Source organism: Bacillus sp. CCB-MMP212, from assembly GCF_022748145.1.
In the GTDB taxonomy this organism is placed as follows: Bacteria; Bacillota; Bacilli; order Bacillales; family Bacillaceae_G; genus Bacillus_A; species Bacillus_A cereus.
The window spans coordinates 129802-143173 of sequence record NZ_JALDQE010000001.1 but is presented as its reverse complement, the minus strand read 5'-3'; the positions used below and the strand labels follow the sequence as shown (position 1 = coordinate 143173).

Genomic DNA, 13372 nt, shown 5'->3' with positions numbered 1-13372 from the left:
CCTTTTGAGGTAATCCGTTTTGTGGAAGACAATTATTTTCCAAAAAGGCTATTTTAACTATGTTTTAAATTATTTTGAGTGAATCAAAATCTTCATTTGTATTATAGTTGATTTAAAACCCAGTTTGTTGCATCTTCAAAGTTATCTGCAATGTAGTTTGGTTCAATATGTGCCCATTTGTCTCGGTACGTATGCAAAGCATCATACCCAGCGCCTGTTCGGACTAGAATCGTTGTTGCATTTACTTTTGCTCCTGCAACAATATCAGTCCAGCGATCACCAACTACAGCACATTGTGTTAAATCCAGCCCATGTTTTTTTGCTGCTTTAAGCAGCATGCCTGTACTTGGTTTACGGCATTCACAACCATCACCGTGTTTATGAGGACATACATAAATATCATCAAAACCGAAGCCTTCTAATTCTTGTACAAAATCGGCTACAGTTGCTATTCCATCTGCGATACCAGGTTGATTTGTGAAAGAGAAAATTTTAATATTTTTAGCTTTTAGTTTTTGCAAGGATGTTTTTGTGAATGGAAATAATGTAAAAGATCCTGGATAATGTATTGTAGTGTCACCACCAATTGTACCGTCACGATCAATGAAAATTGCTTTAATGTTTTTCATAGTTATAGTCCCTTCAATTATAAGTAGTTTAAAAATGTTTTACAAATCGGTAGCCATTTACTTCATACCCTAATTTTTTGTAAAAAGGATGAGCTTCTACTCTTTTTGTTCCACTAACTAGCCATGTGCCAATGCAATTATGTTTCTTTGCTAATTGCTCTGCATAATCCATCAACACTTGTCCAATGCCTTTCCGTCGTATGTTAGAATCGACGCTAATAATTGAAATCTCTCCATAACGTGTTACATCTTCTAAATTTTCACGTATACGAAATCCAAGTAATCCAAATATAGCTTCTTCTTCTTCGTAAACATATAAAAAATCAAACGGACTCATTTGTACGAATTTTAATCGATTGTTCATATCTTCATAGGAAATAGAGGAACCTTTTAATTCTTTCGTTAAAGAACAAAGTGCGTCTATATCATCTATCGTTGCTTCACGAATTTGAAAAGACATATTATCCACTCCAATAAAATGTAATCAAACATTTAATATTCTGTTAAAAAATGTTTTTTCCTGCTATGAAAATAAATATTTTATAATGATATATAGATAGTTATATGTTATTCTTTTCCTTGATTGTATTGGAAATGGAAAGAGGGGAAATACATGTTAGAAGTAAATATCCGCTCAGCTGGATATGAAATAGGCGAAGAAACAATTCATGATATAGCTTTTTCTATCGAAAAAGGTGAACTAGTTGCTCTTATTGGAGCAAATGGTGCTGGGAAGAGTACGACGATAAAAACGATGCTCGGATTACTTGTAAATATGGACGGTGAAATATCATTCGGTGAAAAGAAAAATCCGTATGCATATGTGCCAGAACATCCAACATACTATGATTACTTGACGCTCTGGGAACATATTGAATTATTAATGGCTGCTCGTGGAAGTGAAATGGGAAACTGGGAAGAAAGAGCGGAACAATTATTACATACTTTTCGAATGGATAAGCATAAACATGAGTATTTATCAAAGTTTTCAAAAGGTATGAAACAAAAATCGATGCTAATATTGGCGTTTTTAACTGAGCCAGATTTTTATATTATTGATGAACCCTTTATCGGTTTAGATCCAGTAGCTACGAAAGAGTTTTTAACTTATTTATATAAAGAAAAAGAGCGTGGGGCAGGAATTTTACTTTGTACGCACGTATTGGATACGGCTGAAAAAATTTGTGAAAGATTTTTACTCATTTCACAAGGTACATTAGTCGCAGATGGACATTTAGAATCTATTCAAATGTTAGCGGAAATGCCTGGTAGCTCATTACTAGACTGCTTTGATATAATTGTAAGGCGTGAACAACATGATTAAACAACAATTTTATAAAAGATTACGCCATGAGCTCCGGCGGAAGTGGAAGTCTATACGTTCGGTAACAGATTGGACAGTCGCGTTATATATTATTATTCCAATACTTATATTTATGGGAATCTATTATAGGTCACTATGGATAAATGAATTATCAATGGAAGAGACGATTTATTTCGGATTAGGATTACTAGCATTTTATCTAGTAACATATCCGAGAGGAGTTCGTTCATTTTTTGAGCAAGCGGATAGTTTATTTTTAATTTCGTATGCAACACATATGCGAAAATTAGTCCAGTATGGCATGATGTACACATTTATTCGAATAGCGATAACGAATATAATAGTGGTCGTTATTATGTTACCGGTGTTGATGAAAAGTATCGAGGTAACAGAGATACAAGTCCTATTATTTTGGGTATTCTTTACTATATTTCGATTTATGTTGTCGTTGTTAACGAGATTTATTCATGTACATGTGGGGAAACGATGGGTTTTATGGATTGTAAAAAATGTAGTATTTTCTATGAGCGTGTCCTTTTTGGGAATTAGTTTATTTTTTATTTATAAAAATCCATTTTATTCAATTCTATTTATCGGTTTAGTAATTTTCTTAAGTAGTGTATTAGTAAAAGAGAAAATGAATTATAAAAAGTTCTTTTTTAAAGAAATCGAGAAAGAAAAGGAGGAAAGCATGCGCTGGACGAGCGGAATTATGCAAGTTGGTGGTCATGCGGCTAAACCGAGTAGTTCGAATAAAAAACCGTGGATGTTTCCGCGCTCTAAAAGACTTTTAGGAAAAAAAGCTGATTCTCGTATTGTCGAATCTTTTTTGAAAGAATTTTTCCGTACAAGTACTGCACGAATATTTTATATTCAAATTGTATGTATCAGTACTGCAAGTATAATTATGACTCCAAGGTGGATTACAGCTATTGTTCTCGTATTTGCTGTAGTTGCAATTTCTCGCTATGCACGTGATTATTGGAATGAATTTACGAATAAGATGTTTCTTCATTTATATTGTGATGAAGGGAACTTACTTTTGTTAAGATGGAAGGCAAATCGTTATTTACTACTACCAGCAATACTTTTGTATGGAATAGTTATACTTGCCCAGTTTTATTTATTGCCAGCTGTGATTGGTGGCATTATTTTTATTTTATTAATTGTATGGATTGTATTTTTACCATTAAAAAAGAGCCATTGACGGCTCTTTTTCTAGTCTGTAACACATTGATAAATAAAATATACTAAAACGAGTATGCTCGCGGCGGAATACATGACATCTAAAGTCATCTGATCGCCTCCTTATTATTGTTGTATTTTTATTGTATGAAACCTTACAATTTCATATTCAAGTGAAAAATATGTGAACGTTAACAAAATTGTAAAGTGCAAAAATTACAATCATTTTGTATAATAGAAGAAACCACCGTTATATAAAAAAATAATGAGTGAAAGGGGAGGGAACATAAATGCCAAATTGGTTTAGAAAAACCTTAGTCGCATTAATTACCGTATTTACATTTGGTTTAGTGACGCCTCCTTCCATATTACTTGATAATGCCAAAGCTGCGGACAAGCCTACGAGCACAGCTGGGCAACAAAGTTTGGAGAGCACGTCCTATACATATGAAGAAACGAATGACAGGTTAACCACCGATACTTTTATTACTTATGCAATGCAAGAAGCAGAAAAGCAGTCGATGCAAAAGTTTGGTACTAAAATTGGTCCAGTAATTGAAGATGAGTTTAAAGATGTAATATTACCGAAAATTGAAGAGGCAATTGCTGAGCTTGCTAGTGATGTACCAGAAGATTCACTACAATCATTAGCGATTTCTCAAAAACCAGCTGGTGGAAATAATGAAAAGATTTTTCACGTCTACGATACGAAATCAGGAAATGATTTATTGCGTTTCCATGTAAGAAGAGATCATCCGCCGCAAGATGGTTATTATTTTAATTTCCATTATCACCGTTTTGATGATGGATACTCTGGACATCATGAGTTAGGAAATATTTATTGGAATACGAATGTACCGCCGAAATGGTTGTCTTAAAAAGAACAAGAGAAAATCTTGTTCTTTTTTATTTTTATAGAAGGGACAGACAACTATGTTGTTGAATAACATAGGTTTAGAAAAAAGAAGCAAAAGGAGTATGGAGATGCAAAAATATATTGTTTTTGACTTTGATGGCACATTAGTAGATTCACAAAATATATTTGTACCGATTTATAATCAACTTGCTGAAAAACATGGGTATAAAGCAGTAAAGGAAGACGAAATTGAACATTTACGTAAATTAACGATGACAGAGAGATGTAAACAACTCGATGTACCACTGTATAAATTACCGATGTTAGCTTTGGAATTTTATAAATTGTATCAGCCTGCTATAAAAAATCTTGTTTTATTTCATGGGATGAAGGATGTATTAGATGAACTACATAAAACAGGATACGGTATTGCGGTCATATCATCTAACTCAGAAGAGCATATTCGGGCGTTTTTGCACAATAATGGTATCGAAAATATTCAAGAAGTGTATTGCTCTAAAAATTTGTTTGGTAAAGATAAAATGATAAAAAGATTTTTAAAATCGAAAAAGATAACAGAGCAAGATATGTTATACATTGGTGATGAACAGCGAGATGTAGCAGCTTGTAAAAAGGCTGGGGTGAATGTAATTTGGGTATCTTGGGGATATGATGTTATTGAAACAGTGAAAAAAGACGCACCCGATTATATGGTTCATAAGCCGATGGAAATTGTGCAAGTAGTACAAGGAGTGTATTCATCATATTGAATTTTGAGTAGCAAATTTAGAGGAATCCATTTCTTATTATGATAAGTTGTTTCCGATAATTGGATGGAGAAAGTTAAATGAAGTAGCATATAGCACGGGAGAAAGTGAAATATAATTTAAAGAAGTAGATGAGGAAATCGTAAGGACGTTAGGTCCTAGACATATTTGTTATTAAGCTATTCATAGAGAAGTAGTTGATGAAGTAGTAGATTTTCTTTCTAGTACGAAAGTGAAGGTAATACGTGGTTTAATTGAAATGAATCATTATTCAGAAGGGTACTATACGATTGATTTTTACGATCCGAATGGATTTATTGTAGAAGTAGCCTATACACCAAATGCAGAAATATAAGGGGAATAGATATGAAGATAATTACAGCACGGCAAAACAATATACAAATTGTAAAAGATGCAGCGAATATTGAAGAAATTTCTAAAGGTTTCTCTCCAGATAAGAAATATGTAATTACGAATGCAAATAATGAAAAATATTTATTTCGGACAGGAGATATAAAAGAGTATGAAAGAAAGAAAATAGAGTTTCAAATTTTAAATGAAATGGTAAAACGTAACGTACAGGTACAAAGGCCAATTGAAATAGGTATATTGGAAGAAGAAGGTGTATGCTATAGTATTTTTTCATATTTAGAAGGGGAAGATGCGAAGAAGCTATTGCCTACGTATTCACCAAAAGAACAATATGATATTGGCATAGAGGCAGGAAAAGATTTAGCAAAAATGCATACATATGAAGCTCCTAATGATATACTTCCATGGCATGAAAGAGCAATGAAAAAACATAGTAAATATTTAGAAGCATACAAAACATGCGGAATAAAAATAAAAAATGATGATAAGATTATTAAGTTTATAGATGAAAATGAAATGTATGTAAAGGATCGCCCAAATCGATTTCAACACGATGATTTTCATTTAGAAAATATAATTGTACGGGATGGGAAATATGTAGGTGTAGTTGATTTTAATGGTTATGACTGGGGCGATCCACTGCATGATTTCGTGAAAATTGCACTATTTGCAAGGGACATTAGTATTCCGTATTCAATCGGACAAATAGAAGGATACTTTAATAGGAGAATACCAGAGGAGTTCTGGAAATTATATGCGGTGTACGTTGGCATGACAGTTTTCTCATCAGTTGTCTGGACATTAAGAGCAGCACCACATATGTTGGATGATACGTTAGAGCGTCTTACTATTGTATTGGAAGATCATAAAAACTTTGAGTTATCAAAACCAAGTTGGTTTCAACCAGATAAGATTGATATGAAATAGAAAAGGTAGGTGTGATTCGCACCTACCTTTATTTTTTACCATTCTTCATTTTGAAGTAGTTGTAATGCTAACTTTAAATCCACATCTTCTTGTATATGTTCCGGAGTCCATGGGATATGTATATGTGGTTGTATCCCAATTCCGGACATTCCTTTGCCTTTATCTATAATAGAAAGCCGTGAAGTAGGATAGTAAAGAGCGAATGTATCAGCCCATTCCATTACTGCTAAATTAGAATAATCATTTAAACCAGCAGTAGGACGACCTATTACTTTTACTTTCGGTGATTTTTTTGTTGCTTCTACAAAAGAATCACCAGAGCTTCCACATGTAACATCTGTTAATACGGCTACTCTACTTGGTGTTGTTCGTCCGTGTATTTTCAAAGTTTGAAGTTCTTTTGGTAGTCCAGATGTATCAAATGTAACAAGGCCCTTTTTATAATTCTCTTTTAAATCGTGAATAAACATATCAGTAAATAATTTTGAAAGTTCATCTAATGAATCATAATCTTCTGTTTCGAAGTCTTTCATTCTTAAATGAAAGTTTCGTTCTGTATGATTTAATTGCATGGTATCTGAAGAATCAAAAAGAGAAATCTCTTTGTCTTCAAATAAGTAAGGAAGTAGTGTGAAAAATGCATCATCACTTCCACCACGATTCAATCGCACATCTATAATTAAGTTTGGAAAAGAATCCAGCTCGTTTTTGTATGAGTTGATTAATTGATTAATAGCTGCAGCATTTGCAAAGTCAGTTAAAGTAAGTAAGAGTGTATCTTTATTGTACTTTTTTAATGAATAGATAGGTGTGTATTCGCTTTGTTTATATTTTTGTAAAGAAATGGTTTCGGTTACTCCATCTTTATCTATAAGTGTACAATTTGATGATTTTAATAAAACATAGTCCCATTTTTCACGCTCATATGTATTCTCATTTACATACTTTTTATACTTTATTAATAGTTCAGGAATTTTCATGTTATCTAATGCGACGATAGCTTGTCCTTTGTTTACTCTTTTTTCTTGTGAAGTAGATGTAATATATAGGTGATCTTCGTATCTTTTCACTTGGAAGCCAACACTGTTAAGAGGTTGATTGTTAGAGCTCATTTTGAAAAACATATGATTGTCTTTGAAGTCTAATAAGTAATCGTTTACAATTTCAGTGAATTGTACTGGTGTTAAATCTCTTTGCTTCTCTAGTTGCTCAATTGTTTGTAAATATGTAGTAGGATCATCCCATCCTTTTTTATCAATACAACCGGAATAATCGCGATGAGTAATCGAAACAACTTCTTTGAAGATTTCTGTGTACAATGCTTTTCCTCCTTATAGTTTAAATAACTAAATAAAAGGATTCCTTGTTCTATACGTAAAATCCTTTATTTGGATGAGAATATTAATATAAAAATAGAGGGAAGTGTATCTTCCCTCTATTAAAATACTTATTTAATTTTCTTAAATGTAAGCGGCTGTGTACTTAACATAGCAGGTACATGTAACTGAAGGGATGGGAATTCACCACTTATATTCATTTCATAAGCGAATAATAAGCTCATTTTCATTTGGAATAAGTCAACTTTTGCGGAGAAGATGTCGTAATGATGATGCCCTAATTGAATATCCATTTCCATAAATTGTACATATAACGAATCATCTCGTTTGTATACTTGTAATGTTCCGTATGCAGGATGTTCAAAAGTACCAGTATAATCCTCTAACTTGTGCGAAGGTGTAGTCCCTTTAATTTGTTCAGGGAGGGATTCAGTTGCTTCTTTCATCATTTCCTTCATTTTTTTAGTATCTTCTACAGCACGTTTATGCCAATCAATGGATTCTAATTCAAGTAGTTCGTCATAAATTTGATTAGCGAGATAAGTAGGAAGTAATGTTCCTCCAGCATTCGTTAAAATGACAAGGCCTATGTTTTCTGTTGGTATGAATGAAACAAGCGCTGAAAATCCATCGATATTACCGCCATGATGAATCACTTTTTTACCACGATAAGCGCTAATAAACCAACCAAGACCGTAACTATTTAATGGAGATTCAGGGAGTGATAAAACCGGTTGGTCTGGAATTGAATTGTGTGGTGTATACATTTGTTGTAATAATTCAGAGGAGATTAATTCATGATCTCCAAATTTTCCTTCATTTAAGTGGAGAAGTACCCAATTTACCATATCTTCAATTGTGGAATTAATACACCCAGCAGCGCCAACTGTATCGATGTTACGGAATGGAACTGCTTTTATTTCACCGTCATTTTCAATGTAAGGTAAAGCATAATCATCTGTAGTTTGTGAATCGTTAACAGAGAAGTTTGTATGTCTCATATTTAAAGGTTCTAAAATATGTTCTGTAGTGTATTGCTCCCACGTTTGATTTGTAATGTTTTCAACAATGTAGCTAATTGTTGCATACATTAAGTTGTTATATAGAAATGCAGTCCGGAACGGTGCATCAAGTGGTAAATGTTTTATTTTTTCAACGAGATCTTTTCGAGATAAGGAAGAACTATACCAAAGAGCCTCATGACGACTCACTCCAGTTCGATGAGAAGCTAGATCCCGTCCTGTAACTTGTGAGCTAGCAAGTAGTTCAGATAAAGTAAAGTTAGGTATATAAGACTGGATAGGGGTATCCCAATTAAACTTTTTTTGCTGTGCTAACAAGCTTAATGAAAGTGTGCCAAATGCTTTCGTTGAGGAACCGATTGCGAATCGAGTATTCGGTGTAACAGCCTCTTTTGTTTCTATATTACGATAGCCGAAACCTTCTGAAATAATAACTTCACCGTCTTTTATAACAGCGACAGCAGCACCAGGAACATTTAAATCCTTCATCATTTTTTCAACCGCTGTTTGTAAAGAAGTCATAACAGGCGTTTCAATTTTAGACATACTTCTAACCTCCAAATATAAATTTTGTTCTACCGCACTATACTTTCGGTAATAGAAAATGAAAACCTTTTAAAATATGGAAAGTTAATAATTTTGTAAGGATGAATAAAATTATTATTTATTTAGAATTTTATTTTTATTATAATTAATCTAAATGAAAAAAGAGATGGTGATAAAGTGTGCTGACAATAAAGAAATTGCTTTGTGATAATAAAAATAATCCGATAGGTATAGATTCAAAAGTTGTTAAAATTAGCTGGCAACTTGAGTCAAATAACAAAAATGTAAAACAACATGCTTATCACTTACAAGTTGCAACTGATAAAGATTTCGAAACGATAGTATTTAATTCGCAGAAAGTAGAAACAGATCAAAGTTTGCATATACCGATTGATTTATTTCCATATAGAGCGGAGACACGTTATTTTTACAGGGTAAAGGTGTGGGATAACCATGAAGAAGAAACACCTTGGTCAAACGTCGCATTTTGGGAAACTGGATTACAAGGATATGACAATTGGAGAGGAAACTGGATTGCTGCGAAAAAAGAGCGAACGCAAGTTATGTCTTTTCATAAAAGTTTTTCTACTAAAAAAGTAGTTAAAAAAGCACGCTTATATATCACTAGTTTAGGACTATATGAGGCTTCTATTAATGGAGAGCGTATTGGAGATTGTTACTTTACTCCTGGATGGACAAGTTATGATAAGAGAGTATTGTATCAAACGTATGATATAACGCATTTATTAAAGATTGGGCAAAATGATATTTCTACTCTGGTAGGTAACGGCTGGTATACGTGGCCGATTACTATGCATCATGTACGTAATTATTACGGGGAAAGACGTGCGATAATTGCTCAATTACATATAACGTATGAAGATGGAACAGAAGAAAAAATTGTAACTGACGAAACATGGAAGGTAACTCCAAGCCCTATTTTATATTCGGAAATTTATGAAGGTGAGGTTTACGATGCTAGGTTAGAAGAAAGTGGTCAAGAGGTAGATCACGTTGAAGTAATTGAGCATTCTAAACAAATAATTGTTGCACAAGAAAATGAATCAATTCGTAAAATGAAAATGATAAAACCGATTTCTATTTCAAAACTACCGGATCACGAATGGCTCATTGATATGGGGCAAAATATGGTAGGCTGGGTGCGCTTTACAGTCCATCATGTTTATAGTGGCCAAAAGATAGAATTGAATCATGCTGAAATGTTAAATAAAGACGGTAGTTTGTATACTGGAAATCTCCGAAAAGCAAAACAAAAAGTAGTGTATATAGCAAAAGGAGAGGCGGAGGAAAAATTTGAGCCTCATTTTACATATCAAGGCTTCAGGTATGTGAAAATAAGTGGATTAACGCAGCCATCTCAAATAGCAGATTTTGAAGGGATTGTATTACATACGGATATGGAAAAAGCGACCGAATTTGAAACGTCTAATCCATTAATCAATCAACTTCATCATAATGTAGAGTGGTCTCAAAGAGGGAACTTCTTTGATGTGCCAACAGATTGTCCGCAGCGAGACGATCGACTTGGATGGACAGGAGATGCACAAATGTTCATTGGGACGGCTACACAAATTATGAATGTTCAATCGTTCTTTAAAAAGTGGCTCCAAGATTTATCATTAGACCAAAATGTTAACGGAGCTGTGCCTTTAGTTATTCCAGATGCGTTTGGGAAAAGAGCGGATTTTGATTTAGATACTTCTGGCGGTTGGGGCGATGCAGCAATTATTTGTCCATGGGGCCACTATTTACATTACGGAGATGTATCGATTCTAAAAGAGCAATATGACAGTATGAAGAAGTATATAGATTACATACGTTCACAAGGTGAGAACGAGTATTTATGGGATACAGGCTATCATTTAGGGGATTGGCTTGCATTAGATACGAAACCCAATGTATATGAAGGTGGAACAGATAAGCATTTTATTGCAACGGCTTTTTATGCATATTCAACATCGCTTGTACAAAAAATTGCTGAGATTTTAGGTGAAAAAACAGATGCTAAGTTTTATAAAAAGTTACATGGAAATATTGTTCAAGCTTTTCAAAATGAATTCGTTACACCAAATGGTAGGTTAATTTCAAATACCCAAACAGCCCACATATTAGTACTTCTTTTTGAACTAGTGAATGATAATAGGAAGGAGAAAGTATTCAATCGCTTAATTGAGCTTTTAAAAGAAAATAAAAATCATTTAACTACGGGTTTTATAGGAACACCGTACTTAAATTTAATTTTAAGTAAGTTTAAACGTCATGACCTTGCTTGTAAGCTTCTATTTCATGAAGATTATCCATCCTGGTTATATCAAGTGAAGAAAGGGGCTACAACAATTTGGGAACATTGGGATGGCGTAAAAGAAGATGGAACACTTTGGAATGATAATATGAATTCTTATAATCATTACGCATATGGTTCTATCGTTGAATGGGTATATCGATATATTATTGGATTAGAAGTGGATGAAACAAATCCTGCATATAAACATTTTTATGTACAACCACATTTTGATTCGAATTTAGAATGGATTAAAGTGAAGCGGGAAACAGCTTATGGAGAAATTAAGATTGAGTGGCGTGTAGAAAAAGAACAAGCATTTTTACACGTTTCCGTACCACCTAATGCGAATGCTACATTACGAATAGACGACACGAATTGGAAAGCAGAACATAACCTTGAAAAGGATTTTGGATCAGGCGATTATAAATTTACATTTTGTAAAATATATTGAAATAGAATTCTGTTTATATAGAAATATTTTTTATTCATTAGGATTATTAAATTCACTGTTTTTCATGTTATGATAAATTTCATATAAGATTGAAAGAAGGTTTTCCTACATATGAAACATGCTGAAAATGAATACTTAAATTTATGCCGCCATGTAATGGAACATGGTACGAAGAAAGAAGATCGTACAGGGACAGGAACTGTATCTGTATTTGGATATCAAATGCGTTTTGATTTGAGTAAAGGATTTCCTTTATTAACGACAAAAAGAGTACCATTTCGCCTTGTAGCAAGTGAACTACTTTGGTTTATGAAAGGTGATACAAATATTCGCTATTTATTGCAGCATAATAATAATATTTGGAATGAATGGGCGTTTAAGAGCTGGGTAGAAAGTGATGAGTATACTGGTCCTGACATGACGGATTTTGGTCTTCGCTCACAACAAGATGAAGAATTTAAAGTACAGTACGATGAGCAGATGGAATTGTTTAAAAAGAACGTTTTAGAAGATGATGATTTCTCAAATAAATATGGTTATTTAGGAGACGTTTACGGTAAACAGTGGCGAGCTTGGAAAACGACAGCTGGTGAGACACTTGATCAATTAAAAGATGTAATTGAAATGATTAAAAAAACACCAGACTCACGTCGTTTAATCGTTTCTGCTTGGAATCCTGAAGACGTACCGAGTATGGCATTACCCCCTTGTCATACATTATTCCAGTTTTATGTAGCGGACGGAAAGCTTTCTTGTCAGCTATATCAAAGAAGTGGTGACATATTCCTTGGAATACCATTTAACATCGCAAGTTATTCACTACTAACACATTTAATTGCACACGAATGTGGTCTTGAAGTAGGGGAATTTGTTCATACAATTGGTGATGCACACATTTATACAAATCATTTTGAACAAGTAGAAAAGCAATTGGCACGTGAACCACGTCCGTTCCCGAAACTTACATTAAATCCAGATGTGAAATCTGTTTTCGATTTTGAAATGGAAGATTTAACGATTGAAGGATACGATCCGCATCCAGCAATTAAAGCACCAGTTGCAGTATAATTGTAGAGGAGATGAAAAAATGATTGTTTCATTTATGGTCGCAATGGACGAAAATAGAGTAATTGGTAAAGATAATAATTTACCTTGGCGTTTACCGAGTGAATTACAATACGTGAAGAAAACAACGATGGGTCACCCGCTTATTATGGGAAGAAAGAACTATGAAGCGATTGGTAGACCGCTGCCTGGAAGACGTAATATTATTGTAACTCGTAATGAAGGATATCACGTTGAAGGATGTGAAGTTGTTCATTCTGTAGAAGAAGTATTCGAACTATGTAAAAATGAAGAAGAGATTTTTATTTTTGGCGGAGCGCAAATTTACGATCTCTTTTTACCATACGTAGACAAGTTGTATATAACAAAAATTCATTATGCATTTGAAGGAGATACATTCTTCCCAGAAATGGATATGACAAATTGGAAAGAGATTTTTGTAGAAAAAGGTTTAACAGATGAAAAAAACCCGTATACGTATTATTACCACGTATATGAGAAACAACAATAATAAAGAAGATTGATGTGAGAATTCGCATCAATCTTTTTATTTATATTCACCAATATAAGTTTATAGATGAGATTC

General features: G+C 33.5%; 12 protein-coding genes and 1 pseudogene. 9 read left to right on the top strand and 4 right to left on the bottom strand.

Annotated features, from left to right (window positions below):
- Nucleotides 1-101: 101 nt before the first annotated feature.
- Both MRP26_RS00700 and MRP26_RS00695 read right to left on the bottom strand, forming a co-directional pair.
- Entirely contained in the window at nt 102-629 is a 528-nt protein-coding gene (locus MRP26_RS00700; protein WP_197241467.1) for an HAD-IIIA family hydrolase, read from the bottom strand.
- A 28-nt stretch (nt 630-657) separates the two neighbouring features.
- On the bottom strand, nt 658-1089 hold the full coding sequence (locus MRP26_RS00695; RefSeq protein ID WP_197241468.1) for a GNAT family N-acetyltransferase: 432 nt from the start codon (nt 1087-1089) through the stop codon (nt 658-660).
- A gap of 153 nt (nt 1090-1242) precedes the next feature.
- On the opposite strand from MRP26_RS00695, the gene MRP26_RS00690 reads away from it, so the two are divergent.
- From MRP26_RS00690 to MRP26_RS00665, 6 genes and pseudogenes are all read left to right on the top strand, one after another.
- Complete coding sequence (locus MRP26_RS00690) at nt 1243-1953, top strand: ABC transporter ATP-binding protein (protein WP_000895232.1); 711 nt, start codon at nt 1243-1245, stop codon at nt 1951-1953.
- Nucleotides 1946-3160, top strand: coding sequence for an ABC transporter permease (locus tag MRP26_RS00685; RefSeq protein WP_242805835.1), 1215 nt, complete (start codon nt 1946-1948; stop codon nt 3158-3160). Before MRP26_RS00690 ends, MRP26_RS00685 begins: the two co-directional genes overlap by 8 nt.
- Before the next feature lie 268 nt (nt 3161-3428).
- A complete protein-coding gene (locus MRP26_RS00680; protein WP_001134421.1) occupies nt 3429-4016 on the top strand; it encodes a YpjP family protein in 588 nt (195 codons plus the stop codon).
- A gap of 106 nt (nt 4017-4122) precedes the next feature.
- Entirely contained in the window at nt 4123-4764 is a 642-nt protein-coding gene (locus MRP26_RS00675; RefSeq protein ID WP_053564610.1) for an HAD family hydrolase, read from the top strand.
- Nucleotides 4765-4792: 28 nt separating this feature from the next.
- Nucleotides 4793-5116 (top strand): annotated as a pseudogene (locus tag MRP26_RS00670) (VOC family protein).
- 11 nt (nt 5117-5127) lie between these two features.
- On the top strand, nt 5128-6060 hold the full coding sequence (locus MRP26_RS00665) for an aminoglycoside phosphotransferase family protein (RefSeq protein ID WP_069355520.1): 933 nt from the start codon (nt 5128-5130) through the stop codon (nt 6058-6060).
- A 35-nt stretch (nt 6061-6095) separates the two neighbouring features.
- Here the strand turns inward: MRP26_RS00665 and MRP26_RS00660 are convergent, their stop codons facing one another.
- Nucleotides 6096-7379 carry a S41 family peptidase gene (locus tag MRP26_RS00660; protein ID WP_213745400.1) on the bottom strand — a complete coding sequence of 428 codons (1284 nt, stop codon included), beginning with the start codon at nt 7377-7379 and terminating at the stop codon, nt 6096-6098.
- Nucleotides 7380-7507: 128 nt separating this feature from the next.
- Nucleotides 7508-8965, bottom strand: a complete 1458-nt coding sequence (locus MRP26_RS00655; protein ID WP_242805834.1) for a serine hydrolase — start codon at nt 8963-8965, stop codon at nt 7508-7510.
- A 179-nt stretch (nt 8966-9144) separates the two neighbouring features.
- Between MRP26_RS00655 and MRP26_RS00650 the strand changes: the two genes are divergently transcribed.
- The 3 genes from MRP26_RS00650 to MRP26_RS00640 all read left to right on the top strand — a co-directional run bounded on the left by MRP26_RS00650 (nt 9145) and on the right by MRP26_RS00640 (nt 13297).
- The gene (locus MRP26_RS00650; protein ID WP_242805833.1) at nt 9145-11721 is read left to right on the top strand and encodes a family 78 glycoside hydrolase catalytic domain; all 2577 of its coding nucleotides are present in this window, start codon (nt 9145-9147) and stop codon (nt 11719-11721) included.
- A gap of 111 nt (nt 11722-11832) precedes the next feature.
- A complete protein-coding gene (locus tag MRP26_RS00645; protein WP_000679600.1) occupies nt 11833-12789 on the top strand; it encodes a thymidylate synthase in 957 nt (318 codons plus the stop codon).
- A gap of 19 nt (nt 12790-12808) precedes the next feature.
- Nucleotides 12809-13297, top strand: coding sequence for a dihydrofolate reductase (locus MRP26_RS00640; protein ID WP_000637207.1), 489 nt, complete (start codon nt 12809-12811; stop codon nt 13295-13297).
- Nucleotides 13298-13372 lie beyond the last annotated feature (75 nt).